This is a genomic window from Pseudomonas sp. MYb2 (assembly GCF_002979955.1).
Lineage (GTDB): Bacteria > Pseudomonadota > Gammaproteobacteria > Pseudomonadales > Pseudomonadaceae > Aquipseudomonas.
Genome location: NZ_PCQC01000011.1, coordinates 132,951 through 147,250 on the forward strand (window position 1 = coordinate 132,951; position 14,300 = coordinate 147,250).

Below are 14,300 nucleotides of genomic sequence, written 5' to 3' on the forward strand. Positions count from 1 at the left end.
AATTTAGGTCATGAATAAAAACCTGCGCAGGAGATTTCCGTCGAGCGTGTAAGATGTCGCCATTTTACGCAGCAGGATAATTCCCCATGAGTTTCAATCTGGCCGACAAATCCCTCGCAGAGCGCGCAGCGCTGGAAGATGAGAAATCCCGTCTGTTCGAACTCTGGCAGAACAATCTGGGCAAAGCCAAAGGCGAGGCCGCGCGGCTGTTCGGCGAGCGCGGCAAGCGTAAAGGCAAGTGGGCCGAGTGGGTGCGTGCGGAGCTGGACGGCATGTCGCCGCCGGAATTCGCCAATATGGTGCGCAGTGAAGTCAATCGCCTGATGGCGGCGAACAAGTAAGGCTTTTTACCTGAAGCTGGCGGCAATCGCCTCGCGCACTTTGACGACCACTGGATCGATCTGCGTACTGGTCCGCCAACCCAGCTCGATCGGATAGCGCGGCAAGTTCAGCGGGCAGGGCAGTATTGCCAGACCGCTGAGCGCGGCGATACCCTCGGCGGCGTGCGTCGGAATCGTTGCCACTGCCTGACTGTCCTTGAGCAGATAGGGCAGCGCCGCGAAGTGCGTCGTCGACGCGCATACCCGGCGGCTCAGGCCCAGCGCGGCCAGGCCTTCGTCGGTGATACCGATAAACCCGCCGGACGACACCAGAAGGTGCTCGCGAGCGACAAACTCCTCCAGAGTGATTTGCTGCTGCCCCGGCGCAAGGCTCGCCGGGTCGACCAGGCAGGCGTAACCCCCTTCACCCAATACCTGCCGGCTGAGCAAGCGTTCGGCAAAGCCGCCGGCGGTGATTGCCAGGTCGATACTGCGTTCCATCAACGCCCGCGCGACGATCTGACTGTGGGTCTGGCGGAAGATCAGCCGCAGTTTCGGTGCACTGCGGGCGATTTCCTCGATCAAGCGACGACCATAGGCAATTTCAAAATCATCCGACAGGCCAACCGTCACCGAGCGACCTTCGTACTGATTGGCGGCCGGGTCGACCATGGCCAGGCTTTGCCGACATTTGTTCAGCGCCTCACTGACCACCGGTTTCAGTTGATTGGCCCGGAGTGTCGGCGCCAGACCACGGCCGGTACGCACGAACAACTGATCATCATAGACCTCGCGCAATCGACGCAGCGCCGCGCTGACCGCCGATTGAGTCACGTTCAGACGCAGGGCCGCGCGGCTTGCGCTCGATTCCTCGTGCAGGGCTTCGAAGACTTTCAGCAGGTTGAGGTCGACGTTGGCGATATTCATTTGGCTCATATCATTCAGCAGTGATCAGGGCTTTATTCATGATCCCTTGGCGCCGGAGAATCAGCAACCTCTCAAGCTGATGGAGTGATCGCGATGCCCAGGTCAATTGTTGCAGCCCTGCAAATCGGCGCCTTGCCCGGCGGTAAAGGCCAAACCCTGGAACAGATTCTTGGTTGGGAAAACGCAATCATCGAAGCCGGCGCGGCACTGGTGGTGATGCCGGAAGCCGTGCTCGGTGGTTATCCGAAAGGTGAAAGTTTCGGCACGCAATTGGGCTATCGATTGCCTGAGGGGCGTGAGGCCTATGCGCGTTACTTCGCCAACGCCATCGATGTGCCGGGCGCGGAAACCGAAGCACTGGCCGGTTTGTCCGCACGCACCGGCGCCAATCTGGTGATCGGTGTGATCGAGCGGGCGGGCAGCACCTTGTATTGCACGGTGCTGTATTTCGCCCCGCAAACCGGATTGCTGGCCAGACACCGCAAACTGATGCCGACCGGCACCGAGCGGCTGATCTGGGGCAAGGGCGATGGCTCGACCTTACCGGTGCTCGACAGCCAGGTCGGCAAGCTTGGCGCGGTGGTCTGCTGGGAAAACATGATGCCATTGCTGCGCACGGCGATGTACGCCAAGGGCATCGAGGTCTGGTGCGCGCCGACCGTGGATGAGCGCGAGATGTGGCAGGTCAGCATGCGTCACATTGCGCATGAAGGGCGCTGCTTCGTGGTCAGTGCGTGCCAGGTGCAGGCGTCGCCGAATGATTTGGGGATAGACGTTGCCAATTGGCCGGCGGATCGGCCATTGATTGCCGGCGGCAGCGTGATTGTCGGGCCGATGGGCGATGTACTGGCTGGGCCGTTGCGCGGTGAGGCCGGGCTGTTGACCGCCGAGATCGACACCGATGAACTGGTGCGCGCACGGTATGACTACGATGTGGTGGGGCACTATGCGCGGCCGGACGTGTTCGAGTTGACTGTGGATGAGCGCGCGAAACCCGGCGTACGCTTCAACACCTGATCGTTGACTTGCAACACCCTGTAGCTGCCGCAGGCTGCGGCAGCTCCTACTCGTATCGCCTGGGCGTCGGCCAATTTCAACGGACGCAGGATCAGCCGCTCGGTGTCCAGCGTGGGGTGCCTTCCATAAACCTGCAGCCTCCATGAGTGTGAGTAATAAACGTTGGAGACTACGGCATTTTTACCAGGTCGCGGCAGTCGCCTTGGGCAGGCTCAGGGTGCCGCTGTCGACAAAGCGCATGGTGCCGAACACGCCACCGGCGAGCTTGCCGCGCAGCACGTAAGGCAGGTTGTCGAGGGATTGCGTCTGGCTCAGGCCGAGTGTCTGGCGCAGTACCGAGAACGCCGAAACGCTGACCGGGACGCTGACGATGGTTTCCGAAAAACGCCCGATCGAGCCACGCTGATCGCTGACACCGGACGCCAGCGAATGGCCGTTGACCTCCAGATCCAGCGCGATGCCGTTGTAGTCGATAGCCGTTTCATTGGGGTTCTGTACGCGAATCTTGATCGCGAAGCGAACTTCCAGATCCTGGCTCGGCAAGGGTTCGAGGCCGACCACGTTGATGTTCACCGGATCACGGTTGGGGAACAGCGCACAGGCGCTGAGCGACAGCAGAAGCATTGACAGCATGACGGCGTGTAGGCGGCGCATGAACGGTCTCTCAACTAAAAAGGGCTGAACCGTTGCCGGTGCAGCCCTTTCTATCAAAAGGCCAGACGTTATCGGTTCAACTGTGCGACAGCCGCTGGCCGGGCAGGTTCACCCTTGGCCGGCATCTCCGGGTTTTCCATGACCTGAAGAATAGAGGCTTCCGGATCGAAATCGTCCTCTTCAAGCTCGATGAATTCTTCCGGCAGGAAGATGTTCAGCACGATAGCGCACAACGCCCCGACGGTGATCGGCGATTCGAAAATGTTGCGCAGCGCTTGCGGCAGCTCACGCAGGACTTCCGGTACCGCCGCGATGCCCAGGCCCATGCCCAGCGAAATGGCAACGATGAGCATGTTGCGCCGATGCAGACCGGCTTCAGCGAGGATCTTGATGCCGGCGACGGCGACGGTGCCGAACATCACCAGTTCGGCGCCACCCAGCACCGGTTTTGGCATCAACTGCAACACCGCGCCGATCATCGGGAACAGGCCCAGTATCACCAGCAGACCGGCAATGAAGAAGGCGACGTAACGGCTGGCCACACCGGTCAACTGAATCACCCCGTTGTTCTGCGCAAAGGTCACCATCGGCATGCTGTTGAACACCGCAGCCATAGCCGAGTTGAGGCCGTCGGCGAGCAGGCCGGACTTGATGCGGCGGATGTACAGCGGGCCTTTGACCGGTTGCCGCGAGATCATCGAGTTGGCGGTCAGATCGCCCGCAGCTTCCAGCGGCGACACGAGGAAAATCACCGCGACCGGGACGAAAGCCACCCAGTCGAAATTGAAACCGTATTTGAACGGCACCGGTACGCTGACCAGCGGTACCTCAGGCATCGAGGCGAAATCCACCGTGCCCATCAACCAGGCCACCACGTAGCCAAGCGTCAGCCCGATGACGATTGCGCCCAGGCGCAGGAACGGCACGTCGACGCGGTTCAGCACAACAATCGTGCCGATCACCAGTGCCGCGAGAAACAGATGGCTGGATGCGCCCAGATCCGCTGCGCCAAAACCGCCGGCAATGTCGGTCATCGCCACTTTGATCAACGACAGGCCCATCAAGGTGATGATTGTGCCAGTCACTACCGGCGTGATCAGCATGCGCAGTTTGCCGATGAACTGGCTGAGCACCACTTCGATGAACGCGGCGAAGAAGCACACACCGAAGATTGTCGAGAGAATCTCGTCAGTGCCGCCGCCGCGAGCCTTGACCATGAATCCGGCGCTGAGAATCACGCTGATAAAGGAAAAACTGGTGCCTTGCAGACACAACAACCCCGAACCGACCGGGCCGAACCGCTTGGCCTGGACGAAAGTACCGAGGCCAGAGACGAACAGCGCCATGCTGATCAGGTAGGGGATTTCGCTGTGCAGGCCGAGGGCGCCGCCCATGATCAGGGTCGGGGTGATGATGCCGACAAAGCTGGCCAATACGTGTTGCAGCGCGGCAAACACGGTGGCGGTCAGGTGCGGACGGTCGTTGAGGCCGTAGAGCAGATCGTTGTTGCGTGGGACTTTTTCAGAGGCGGTCATGGTGTTTTGCGCGCCGTGAGGCGGGGCCGGGTCAGAAAATGGAGGCGCAGAATGCCGGAAGAGGGCAGCGAGGGCAACGAGCAATAATTGCCTGAAAGGTCAGGTTTTATTGGGGTGAGGAGCCGAACCCATTCTGTAGGAGCTGCCGGAGGCTGCGATCTTTTGTTTTTGTTTTTTTGGATCAAGATCAAAAGATCGCAGCCTCCGGCAGCTCCTGCACAGGTTTGAAGGCGGCCAATAAGTCCTGTTCAAACGCTTTTTGCGCATCCCCCGGCACCTGCGCCCGATGCCGGGCCAGATGAAACGCCACCTCAAAGCTCAACGCACCTTCACGCACGGTGCGCAACAACCCTTTGTCCTGCCAGCCCCGCGCATAGTGATCGGGCAGATAGCCGACGTGTTTGCCCGACAGGATAAAGGCGAGAGTGCCTTCGACTTGTTCCGAACGCGCCGAACAGACCTTGCCCTGAAACGGCTCGTCACTGCGTAGAAAACGGTAGGGATGATCGACCCGGTCGCACGCGTCAAGCGCCGCATCGTCCGATGCCGGATCGCTGAATAACGGATGCCCCGGCGCACAATACAAATGCTGGGTTTCACTGAATAACTGGCAATAGTCGAATGCACTTTGCACCTGCGAAAAATATCCGATCGCCAGGTCCAGCCGCTGTTGCAGCAGCAGGCGCTCCATCTCACCGGGCATCGCGCTGATCAGCTCGATGCGTACCGACTCGTCACGCTCGCGAAACCGCCGGATCGCCTCGGCGACGCGCTGCAGTACCGATTGTTCGACCGCCTCGGAAATGCCCAGACGCACTTCGCCGATCAAGCGTCCAGCGACACCGTTGGATTGATGGCGAAACGTTTCGATCGATTCAAACAGACTGCGTGCCGCCAGCAACAATTGCTCGCCTTTGGGCGTCACGCTGAAACCTCCTTTGCCCCGGCTGCACAGGCGATAGCCGAGGCGGGTTTCGAGTTTGGCCATTTGCTGGCTGATGCTTGATTGACTCAGACCCAGATCACCCTGTGCGGCGCTGAAACCGCCGCATTCAACCACGCGGACGAACAGGCGCAGCAACTGCAGATCGACATCGTGGAGTTGACCGAGCATCACATTACTCCGGGGTAAAGTCAGGATAATTATTCGGCTATTTTTCTAATGTATGCGACGGCGCATTCTGCCACCACTTTCTCCGGTCAGGTGTTCGTCATGGCTCCCGTGTTCAAGCTGTGTTTCCCCGCGCTGTTGTTGTCCGTGGTCATCAATGCTCAGGCCGAGGAGAAAACCCTCAATCTCTATAGCTGGGCCGATTACGTGCCGCCGCAAACCCTGCAGCGTTTCGAGCAGGAAACCGGCATTCACGTGCGTTACGACACCTTCGATACCTCTGAGGTACTGGAAACCAAACTGCTCACTGGCGGCAGCGGTTACGACGTGGTGGTGCCGTCGTCCAGTGTGCTGGCGCGCGGTTTGGCGGCGGGGGCCATGAAGGAGATCGCCCGTGAGGGACTCAAGGGCTACGCCAATCTTGATCCGGATCTGCTGGAAAAACTTGCCGCTGTCGACCCCGGCAACCGTTATGGCGTGCCTTATACCTGGGGCACTCTGGGCTTGGGCATCAACGTCGAAGCGGTGCAGCAGCGGCTGCCCGATGTGCCGCTGAACAGCCTTGATCTGCTGTTCAGGCCCGAATACGCGATCAAGCTCAAGGACTGCGGGATTGCGATCCTCGATTCGCCTCAAGAGGTCATCGGCCTGGCGCTGCACTATCTGGGCAAAGATCCCTACAGCACCGACAAGCATGATCTTGCCGCCGCCGAGGCGTTGTTGCAGAAACTGCAACCGTCAGTGCTCTATGTCGCCACCGGTCGGCAGATCAATGATCTGGCCAGCGGCAATGTTTGCCTGGCACTGACCTACAACGGTGACGCAAGCATGGCCGCCGACCAGGCGCGCAAGGCCAACAAACCGTTCGAAGTGGCTTATCGCATTCCGAAGGAAGGCACGCTGGTCTGGCAGGACAATCTGGCGATTCCCAAGGATGCGCCGCATCCCCAGGCCGCGCGCGCGTTCATCGAGTTCATGTTGCGCCCCGACTCGGTGGCCGAGCTGACCAACACGCTGTTTTTTGCCACTGCCAACCAGGCAGCGACACCGCTGGTGGATGAGGCGGTGCGCAATGACCCCGACATCTACCCACCGGCCGACGTGCGTAATCGGCTGTACGCCGACCGCAGCATGAGCCTCAAGGACATGCGTCAGCGTACGCGTCTGTGGACCACTTTCCGTAGCCATCAATAACAAAAGGAGCGCCGAGATGGACGTGCCAATGCAGAACGATCAGGCGATGACTCGCGATAGCCTCTACGGCACCGCCGCCGAAAGCACCTACGCCGGCATCACCAGTTTCATGCGCCGGCGCTACAGCCGGGATTTGCGCGGCGTCGATGTCGCTGTCAGCGGCGTACCGTTCGACACCGCCACCAGCAACCGTCCCGGCGCACGTTTCGGGCCACGCGGGATTCGCGCGGCGTCCACCGGGATTGCCTGGGAGCGCCACTGGCCGTGGGCGTTCGACCCGTTCGATCATTTGGCCGTCGTCGATTATGGCGACTGCAATTTCGATTACGGCTCACCGCACAGCATCCCGGAAAGCATCGAAGCTCATGCCGAGCACATTCTCAATGCCGGCAGCGCCATGCTCACCTTCGGCGGCGACCATTTCATCAGTTACCCGCTGCTCAAAGCCCATGCGCGCAAATATGGCACGCTGTCGCTGATCCATTTCGATGCGCACAGCGACACCTGGCCGGACGAGGAGGGCAAGCGTGTCGATCACGGCACCATGTTCTGGCATGCCGCGCGTGAGGGGCTGGTTGATCCGGCGCGTTCGGTGCAGATCGGCTTGCGCACCACCAATGATGATCACATGGGGTTTCAAGTGCTCGATGCACGACAAGTGCACCGGCGTGGCTGCGAGGCGATTGTCGAAGCGATTCGCGCACGGGTCGGCGATAACCCGGTGTACCTGACGTTCGATATCGACTGCCTCGACCCGGCCTTCGCGCCCGGCACCGGGACGCCGGTGTGCGGTGGTCTGAGTACGGTGCAGGCACTGGAGATTCTCGGTGGTTTGCGCGGAATCAATCTGGTCGGCATGGACGTTGTCGAAGTCGCCCCGGCGTACGATCACGCCGACGTCACCTCACTGGCCGCCGCCACGTTGGCGATGGAAATGCTCTGCCTCTACGCCGCCCGACACAAAGTCGATCACTGATTGAGCCTGCTCGCAAAGACGCCAGTTCAGCCAGTCTGTTTCTAACTGACCTAGCGCCTTCGTGAGCAGACTCCCACCCTCTTACGCCACCGGAACCTTAGGCAAATCCAGTATCTGCGAGCCGGTAAAACGCGGTGTCGAGCTGACAATCGTCTCGTGGGGAACACCCGCCGCCGTGCTGCTGACGACATCGAGTCGGGCCAGTTGGTCATCGCTCAATTGCACGTCGAGTGCACCCAGGGTGGCATCGAGTTGTTCACGGGTGCGCGACCCAAGGATCGGAATCAGCGCAGTGGTCGAGCGTTTGGCTTTTTCCCGCAGCCAGGCAATGGCGACGTGGGTCGGGCTGGCGTCGAGTTCTGCGGCGACGGCAAGCAAGGTGTCGAGGAGGGCGGTTTCCCGCGCGCTTTTTTCCGCATGCACCAACATGCCGAGTTTGGCGGCACGGTTGTTGTCATCGCTGTTGCGATATTTGCCGGTGAGGAAGCCGCCGCCCAGTGGTGACCACAGCGTGGCTGCCAAACCCAGGGCTTCAGCCATGGGCAGCAATTCGCGCTCGGCGCTACGTTCGGCCAGGCTGTATTCGACCTGAATCGCCGCAATTGGCGCGAAGCCGCGGATCTCCGCGAGCAGGTCGGCGCGAGCAATGCGCCATGCCGGAAAGTTTGACAGTCCGGCGTAATGAATTTTCCCCGCGCGTACAAGGTCATCAAACCCACGCAGGATTTCTTCCATGGGCGTCACGCCATCGCTGATATGCGCCCAGAACAGATCAATGTGATCGGTGTTCAGGCGTTTCAGACTCTCTTCGACCGCGCGCACCATATTTTTACGGCTGTTGCCGGTGTGGGAAATGCCGTCTGCCGGTGTAGTACCCATGCTGTATTTGGTGGCGATCACCAGATGATCACGCTCCGGGGCAATGAATTCACTGAGCATCGATTCCGATTGCCCACCTTGATAGCCATTGGCGGTATCAATGAAGTTGCCCCCGGCATCGAGATAGCCATCAAAGATGCGTTTGGCTTCATCACGTTCCGCGCCATGGCCCCAACCGGTGCCGAAGTTGCCGGCGCCCAGCGCCAATTCTGAAACGCGCAGGCCGGTTTTACGGCCAAAAACCTTGTAGTGCATGGCAACGCCCTCGATGAAGATCGCTCAGTGGAAATAAAATTACGAGCGAAATATGAGGTCAATATGATGCTGGTAATATTTGCTGTCAAGACGCATGCCGCTCGACGGTCAGTCATCGCAGTGCAAGCTTGCGCTGTCGCCATTGCCGGCAGGCCAGCGTAACCAGCAGGGGAAAACCGCACGGCTGGATATCTCCCTGTGAGCATCGTGGCATACTGCCGCGCATGACTTTCGACTCCCCTTTAAGTGCCTGGCAAAACGCTGTTCAACACAAGGGCTTCATCCAGGATGAAGCCCAGGAACACGCGGTCTGGGTGTTACAGAAATGCCACGAAGCCTTGCATGCCGGTGACCGTTCGGTCACCGGCGTTTATCTGTGGGGGCCGGTCGGGCGCGGCAAGACCTGGCTGATGGATCAGTTCTATCAGAGCCTGCGGGTGCCGGCCCGGCGTCAACACTTTCATCATTTCATGGGCTGGGTGCATCAGCGTTCTTTCCAGTTGACCGGCATCGCCGACCCGTTGCGCGCGCTGGCCAAAGAACTGGCGAATGAAGTGCGGGTCCTGTGTTTCGACGAACTGTTCGTCAATGACATCGGCGACGCGATCATTCTCGGCCGTTTGTTTCAGGTGATGTTCGACGAGGGCGTCGTCGTGGTTTGCACCTCCAATCTGCCGCCAGATGAACTGTATGCCGATGGTTTCAATCGTGACCGCTTTACCCCGGCGATTACCGCGATCAAGGCGCATATGCAAGTTGTCCCGGTCAATGGCGCCGAGGACCATCGCTTGCACCCTGGCGCCATCGAGCAACGTTACTTTGTCACCACGCCGGATTCGGCCAGCGCACTGAGCGAGGTGTTTCAGGCGCTGACACAGGGACAGAGTTCCAGCAGCGAACCCGTGCCGGTCGGCCATCGGATTCTGAACGTGGTTCAGGCCAGTGAGTCGGTGCTGTGGTGCCGCTACGCTGATCTTTGCGAACAACCGTTTGCCGCCATGGATTTCATCGCGCTGTGCGATAGCTACCGGGCTATTCTGATGAGCGACGCGCCCAATCTCAGCGCCCGGAAACGCGAAGGCCGCATTGCCCGAGGCACCGAGGACGGCGCTCAGCGGGTGATCGCCGGGGATCGCGAGCTGCCGCAATTGTCAGTGCATGACGACGGCGTGCGCCGCTTCATTGCGCTGGTCGACGAGTGCTACGACCGCAAAGTGCCGCTGTACATCGAGGCGCAGGTGCCAATGGACGCGTTGTACACCGAGGGTTATCTGGAATTTCCCTTCCGCCGGACCCTCAGCCGCTTGCAGGAGATGCAATTGCAGCGTTTTGCCAACGCTTGAGTGAAGAGGGCGCCACCATGAGTCAACCGCTATCCCATCACTTGCTGACCATGGCCTATCAAAACGCCTGGGCCAATCACCGCTTGGCCAAGGCCTGGTCGCAACTCGACGACGCCGAGCTGGCCGCGCCCCGGGTGAGTTTCTTCCCGAGTATTCGCCTGACCCTCAATCACATCCTGACCTGCGACTGGTTCTACGTTGACGCATTGGAACGCGAACGGCGCGGCGCCGAGCCGCATCCTGACTGTTATGTGTTTTTCAATCAGGACGAGCCGTTCTCCGCAGCTGCCCCGTTGCGTGAACAACAGGCGCACGTTGATCGGCGTCTGATCGCCTATTGCGAGCAATTACGCGATGCGGACCTTGCCCGCATCGTCACCATCGCCCGCGACACACCGCAGCACGACAGCCGACTGCGCATGTTGTCGCACCTGTTCGAGCACCAGATCCATCACCGTGGCCAAGTGCACGCGATGCTTAGCGGTACGTCGGTGAAGCCGCCGCAACTGGACGAGTTTTTTTGTGCCGGTGAAAGTGCCCTGCGTGCGCAGGACTTCGTCGAACTCGGCTGGACTGAAGCGTTGATTTGGGGGCATTGATAACAGCAAAAGATCGCAGCCTTCGGCAGCTCCTACAGAGAGTACGGTATTTCAATGTAGGAGCTGCCGAAAGCTGCGATCTTTTGATCTTTTGATCTTTTGCTTTTGCGGGTTGCCCGGCGGATCACGCCCGCGCTAAGGTCGAGCGGCCTATCAGCGTGCACTTTGCGCGCCGGGGCATTTGTGTGTTCGGGGATGGAAATGGATTCCGCAGAGATTCTTGTGCTTCAAGCCAGCTACACCAATCCACTGCACGCCGAGGCCATCGGCATCGTGCTCAATCATTACGCCGAAGACCCTATGGGTGGCGGTCATTCGCTGGATCCCGATCTGCTACGGCGCTTGCCGGAAGAATTGGCCCGTCGACCGCACGCGTTCAGTGTGCTGGCCTTTGTCGGTGGCGAGCCGGCAGGGTTGGTGAACTGTTTCGAGGGGTTTTCGACGTTTGCCTGCAAACCCTTGGTCAACGTGCACGACGTAGCGGTGGTAGGCAAATTTCGTGGACTTGGTCTGAGTCAGAAAATGCTACGCAAAGTCGAGGACATCGCCCGCCAGCGCGGCTGCTGCAAGATCACCCTCGAAGTGCTCGAAGGTAACGCCGTGGCGCAGAACGCCTACGGCAAATTCGGCTTCGCGCCAGGCATGTTCAATCCGGAGCACGGGCGCATGCTCTTCTGGATCAAGGAACTGCAGGCATAAAAAAAGGCGCCCGAAGAGGGCGCCCAACTGTCTTCTCCCAGGCCAGAGCGGAGACTTGGGAGGTCCATCGGTTGCTCGGTGAATCTCAGTTGCGATAGGACTCGGTCACCTGCGCAGTCTGATCGGCGGGAACGCGAATTTCTTTCGCGTTGGCGTCGCTCTGCTGCTCGCTCGGGGCGTGGTGAACCGGGAAGTTGTCGTAGTAATAACGCATGCGCTCAGCGCCGCCTTCGGCAAAGACGCTGGCAGAACCCAGAGCGAATAGCCCGGTAAGGATTGCGGTAGTGATTTTCATGGTGCCTCCTACTGAACAAGTCGGAGCCGTTCGTCCATGAAGCAGAACTCGGGGGAGATTTTCTCCCCGCGCAATTAACTCGGGGTTAAGTGCACCTGTGGCGAGAGGGCTTGCCCCGTCGGGTCGCGAAGCGACTCGCGCTTTTGATGGCAAAAAGCACGGGCCTGCTGCGCAGTCCAACGGGGGCAAGCCCCCTCGCCACAGGGTTAGTGGCTTGTTGAAGGGATCAGAGCTTCCAGTCGAGGCTCAATGTCACTGTGCGTGGATCACCCCAGTACACGCCGTTGTAGAAGCCGACGTTGTCGTAATATTTCTTGTCGAACAGGTTGTCGACGTTCAGCGATGCCGAAAGGTGCTTGTCGAACTCATAGCGCGACATCAGGTTGACCACGGTGTAGGCGTCCTGATTGATCCGCGTACGTTCGGTGGTGATCCGCCCGTTGGCGCCGCGCCCGACCGGGCGGTTGGCGGTGCGGTAGACGTCGCTCTGCCAGTTCACGGTGCCGCCGACAGTCAGGGCGTTCCAGTTGCCCGGCAAACGATACGCCGTGGACAAACGGAACATGTTCAATGGCTGGTTGGTGTTGCTGCGTTGCTTTTCGCCATCGGCGGAGTGGGTGTAGGTGTAGCCGGCGGTCATGTTCCAGCCATTGAGAATTTCACCCGAGACCTCGGCTTCGAAACCATTGACCTTGTTACCCTTGCCGCCGCTCTTGTAGAACTCCTCGCCGGTGACGGGATCCGGTGCGACCGAATCGTCGATTTCGGCAACGTTGTCCTGTTTGCTCCAGAACAACGCTGTCGACAGGTTCAGGCGCTCCTCCAACAGGCTGCCCTTGAGACCCAGTTCGTAATTGCTGCCAACGACCGGATCGAGGTAGTTGCGACTGCTGTCGCGATTGCTCTGCGGTTTGAAGATGTCGGTGTAGCTGACGTACGCGGTGTATTCCGGTGTCAGGTCATAGAGCAGGCCGGCATAAGGTGTCCAGACGTCGTTCTGGCTCTGACTGGTGGCATCGACCCTGGTCAACTGCAACTGACTGTTGTAGTAGCTGTCCCGACTGGATTCCTCCCAACTGCCGTAGCGGCTGCCGAGCACGGCATGTAATCGGTCAGTGAAACTCAGGCGTGTTGCCAGATAACCGGCCTTTTGCCGGGTTTTGCCTTTTGAGCCGCTCAGGCCGGTAACGGTATCAGGGAATTTGGCGATATCGCCCATGTACTTCCAGTCACGGATGCTTTCGTAATCCGCTGCACGCGGGCCGTCGTAGGCATAGGGCGAATCGGCGCGGCGCTCGGCTTCGCCATAGCCGAACATCATTTCGTGTTCGCGTCCGAGCAGTGAATAGGGGCCCGAGACGTTGAAGTCATAAGCCTTCATGCTCTGCTCGCCGATCATGTGCCCCATGTAGGCGCTCATGCCGCTGCGGTCGGCTTCGGGGAAGCCGCCACCGCCGTAGTAAGTCTTACCGTCGCTGTCACTGTTGCGATGGGTATACGCGGCTTTCAGATGCCAGCCCGCTGCCAGTTGCTGGTCGAGCGTGGCGAAAGCGGTCTTGTCGCGCAGCGGCCAGGAACTCCACGAAGTCGCCATGTTGGTCGAGCGACCGAGTCCGGCTTTGCTGCCATCGGCATTCCAGTACGGTACGGTGCCCCAGGCGGTGCCTTGCACGTGTTTGTCCTGATAGTCGTAACCGACGGCCAGCACAGTGGACTCGCTCAGGTCGGCTTCGAGAATGCCGTAGCCGACTTCGCGTTGCAGCGCGTATTTGTCGCGGATTGACTGGCTGTCGCGATAAGCCAGTACCGTCCGTCCACGCAAGCGGCCGTCGAAGGCCAGCGGGCCACCGACGTCGACGTAGCTGTAGTAATCGTCGTAGCTGCCGCCGCTGACGCCGGCCAGCGCCTGTAACCGGGTGGTCGGTCGTTTGCGCACCATGTTGATGGTCGCCGAAGGGTCGCCTGCACCGGTGGTCAACCCCGTCGCCCCGCGAACCACTTCGATGCGGTCGTAGATGATGGTGTCGGAATCGGATTTCATCCGGTCGAAGGTGTTGAGCATGCCGTCAATCTGGAAATTGTTGATTGAATAGCCGCGCGAGGAATAGTCGACTCGGTCCGAGTCAAGGTGTTGTACGACAATACCGGTGGTCTGTTTCATGGCCTCGGACAATGTACCGAGTTTGAAATCATCCATCTGTTGGCGAGTCACCACCGACACCGATTGCGGTGTTTCCTTGATCGACAGGTTCATCCGTGTCGCGGTGCTCATCGCACCAGTGGTGTACGCATCGGTGTTTTCGGTCGTGGTGCCCAGGCCTTGAGCAGTGACATTGGTTGAGGCCAGTTCCAGTGCTGAACTGGCGGGCTCTGGCGATTTTTCAGTCGCGTTTTCAGCCAGCAGTTCGGCGCTCAAAGCAGCGCTGCACATGCCAAGCGTGAGGGTCATGGAACGGGTGATGGGCGCGAACATCGCAGCCGACTCCTTGTCTTCGA

Annotated in this window: 14 protein-coding genes; 7 read left to right on the forward strand and 7 right to left on the reverse strand. The window is 59.8% G+C overall.

The window, feature by feature from the left end; all coding sequences use genetic code 11:
• The first annotated feature begins 86 nt into the window (after positions 1 to 86).
• Positions 87 to 341 carry a hypothetical protein gene (locus CQ009_RS19035; RefSeq protein WP_007917411.1) on the forward strand — a complete coding sequence of 85 codons (255 nt, stop codon included), beginning with the start codon at positions 87 to 89 and terminating at the stop codon, positions 339 to 341.
• Between the two features lie 6 nt (positions 342 to 347).
• Here CQ009_RS19035 and CQ009_RS19040 read toward each other — a convergent pair whose 3' ends face one another.
• Positions 348 to 1,256: a LysR family transcriptional regulator gene (locus CQ009_RS19040; RefSeq protein WP_105708162.1), complete on the reverse strand. Its 909-nt coding sequence runs from the start codon at positions 1,254 to 1,256 to the stop codon at positions 348 to 350.
• Between the two features lie 84 nt (positions 1,257 to 1,340).
• On the opposite strand from CQ009_RS19040, the gene CQ009_RS19045 reads away from it, so the two are divergent.
• Positions 1,341 to 2,264 (forward strand): carbon-nitrogen hydrolase family protein, encoded by a 924-nt coding sequence (locus tag CQ009_RS19045; RefSeq protein WP_105708164.1) that lies wholly within the window; start codon positions 1,341 to 1,343, stop codon positions 2,262 to 2,264.
• Between the two features lie 180 nt (positions 2,265 to 2,444).
• Here CQ009_RS19045 and CQ009_RS19050 read toward each other — a convergent pair whose 3' ends face one another.
• The 3 genes from CQ009_RS19050 to CQ009_RS19065 form a co-directional block, all read right to left on the reverse strand.
• The gene (locus CQ009_RS19050) at positions 2,445 to 2,918 is read right to left on the reverse strand and encodes an LEA type 2 family protein (RefSeq protein ID WP_105708166.1); all 474 of its coding nucleotides are present in this window, start codon (positions 2,916 to 2,918) and stop codon (positions 2,445 to 2,447) included.
• A 68-nt stretch (positions 2,919 to 2,986) separates the two neighbouring features.
• Positions 2,987 to 4,453, reverse strand: coding sequence for a nucleobase:cation symporter-2 family protein (locus tag CQ009_RS19055; RefSeq protein WP_105708168.1), 1,467 nt, complete (start codon positions 4,451 to 4,453; stop codon positions 2,987 to 2,989).
• Between the two features lie 187 nt (positions 4,454 to 4,640).
• Complete coding sequence (locus CQ009_RS19065; protein ID WP_105708170.1) at positions 4,641 to 5,567, reverse strand: LysR family transcriptional regulator; 927 nt, start codon at positions 5,565 to 5,567, stop codon at positions 4,641 to 4,643.
• A gap of 99 nt (positions 5,568 to 5,666) precedes the next feature.
• On the opposite strand from CQ009_RS19065, the gene CQ009_RS19070 reads away from it, so the two are divergent.
• A complete protein-coding gene (locus CQ009_RS19070; RefSeq protein WP_105708236.1) occupies positions 5,667 to 6,758 on the forward strand; it encodes a polyamine ABC transporter substrate-binding protein in 1,092 nt (363 codons plus the stop codon).
• Between the two features lie 16 nt (positions 6,759 to 6,774).
• The gene (gene speB, locus CQ009_RS19075) at positions 6,775 to 7,734 is read left to right on the forward strand and encodes an agmatinase (protein ID WP_105708172.1); all 960 of its coding nucleotides are present in this window, start codon (positions 6,775 to 6,777) and stop codon (positions 7,732 to 7,734) included.
• A gap of 81 nt (positions 7,735 to 7,815) precedes the next feature.
• Here speB and CQ009_RS19080 read toward each other — a convergent pair whose 3' ends face one another.
• Positions 7,816 to 8,868: an aldo/keto reductase gene (locus CQ009_RS19080; RefSeq protein ID WP_105708174.1), complete on the reverse strand. Its 1,053-nt coding sequence runs from the start codon at positions 8,866 to 8,868 to the stop codon at positions 7,816 to 7,818.
• 224 nt (positions 8,869 to 9,092) lie between these two features.
• On the opposite strand from CQ009_RS19080, the gene zapE reads away from it, so the two are divergent.
• The 3 genes from zapE to CQ009_RS19095 all read left to right on the forward strand — a co-directional run bounded on the left by zapE (position 9,093) and on the right by CQ009_RS19095 (position 11,509).
• Entirely contained in the window at positions 9,093 to 10,211 is a 1,119-nt protein-coding gene (zapE, locus tag CQ009_RS19085) for a cell division protein ZapE (RefSeq protein WP_105708176.1), read from the forward strand.
• Positions 10,212 to 10,228: 17 nt separating this feature from the next.
• Complete coding sequence (locus CQ009_RS19090) at positions 10,229 to 10,810, forward strand: DinB family protein (protein ID WP_105708239.1); 582 nt, start codon at positions 10,229 to 10,231, stop codon at positions 10,808 to 10,810.
• 201 nt (positions 10,811 to 11,011) lie between these two features.
• Complete coding sequence (locus CQ009_RS19095; protein WP_064391118.1) at positions 11,012 to 11,509, forward strand: GNAT family N-acetyltransferase; 498 nt, start codon at positions 11,012 to 11,014, stop codon at positions 11,507 to 11,509.
• 85 nt (positions 11,510 to 11,594) lie between these two features.
• Here the strand turns inward: CQ009_RS19095 and CQ009_RS19100 are convergent, their stop codons facing one another.
• On the reverse strand, positions 11,595 to 11,804 hold the full coding sequence (locus tag CQ009_RS19100; protein WP_064391119.1) for a hypothetical protein: 210 nt from the start codon (positions 11,802 to 11,804) through the stop codon (positions 11,595 to 11,597).
• Positions 11,805 to 12,030: 226 nt separating this feature from the next.
• Positions 12,031 to 14,277, reverse strand: a complete 2,247-nt coding sequence (locus CQ009_RS19105; protein ID WP_105708178.1) for a TonB-dependent siderophore receptor — start codon at positions 14,275 to 14,277, stop codon at positions 12,031 to 12,033.
• Positions 14,278 to 14,300: the final 23 nt, after the last annotated feature.

What these genes read in the sequence shown, in the direction of transcription:
- zapE (WP_105708176.1), top strand. Translation starts at nt 9,093, where the DNA reads ATGACTTTCGACTCCCCTTTAAGTGCCTGGCAAAACGCTGTTCAACAC.
- CQ009_RS19080 (WP_105708174.1), bottom strand. Translation starts at nt 8,868, where the DNA reads ATGCACTACAAGGTTTTTGGCCGTAAAACCGGCCTGCGCGTTTCAGAA.
- CQ009_RS19090 (WP_105708239.1), top strand. Translation starts at nt 10,229, where the DNA reads ATGAGTCAACCGCTATCCCATCACTTGCTGACCATGGCCTATCAAAAC.
- CQ009_RS19105 (WP_105708178.1), bottom strand. Translation starts at nt 14,277, where the DNA reads ATGTTCGCGCCCATCACCCGTTCCATGACCCTCACGCTTGGCATGTGC.
- CQ009_RS19035 (WP_007917411.1), top strand. Translation starts at nt 87, where the DNA reads ATGAGTTTCAATCTGGCCGACAAATCCCTCGCAGAGCGCGCAGCGCTG.
- CQ009_RS19095 (WP_064391118.1), top strand. Translation starts at nt 11,012, where the DNA reads ATGGATTCCGCAGAGATTCTTGTGCTTCAAGCCAGCTACACCAATCCA.
- CQ009_RS19100 (WP_064391119.1), bottom strand. Translation starts at nt 11,804, where the DNA reads ATGAAAATCACTACCGCAATCCTTACCGGGCTATTCGCTCTGGGTTCT.
- CQ009_RS19065 (WP_105708170.1), bottom strand. Translation starts at nt 5,567, where the DNA reads ATGCTCGGTCAACTCCACGATGTCGATCTGCAGTTGCTGCGCCTGTTC.
- CQ009_RS19040 (WP_105708162.1), bottom strand. Translation starts at nt 1,256, where the DNA reads ATGAGCCAAATGAATATCGCCAACGTCGACCTCAACCTGCTGAAAGTC.
- CQ009_RS19045 (WP_105708164.1), top strand. Translation starts at nt 1,341, where the DNA reads ATGCCCAGGTCAATTGTTGCAGCCCTGCAAATCGGCGCCTTGCCCGGC.
- CQ009_RS19070 (WP_105708236.1), top strand. Translation starts at nt 5,667, where the DNA reads ATGGCTCCCGTGTTCAAGCTGTGTTTCCCCGCGCTGTTGTTGTCCGTG.
- CQ009_RS19050 (WP_105708166.1), bottom strand. Translation starts at nt 2,918, where the DNA reads ATGCGCCGCCTACACGCCGTCATGCTGTCAATGCTTCTGCTGTCGCTC.
- speB (WP_105708172.1), top strand. Translation starts at nt 6,775, where the DNA reads ATGGACGTGCCAATGCAGAACGATCAGGCGATGACTCGCGATAGCCTC.
- CQ009_RS19055 (WP_105708168.1), bottom strand. Translation starts at nt 4,453, where the DNA reads ATGACCGCCTCTGAAAAAGTCCCACGCAACAACGATCTGCTCTACGGC.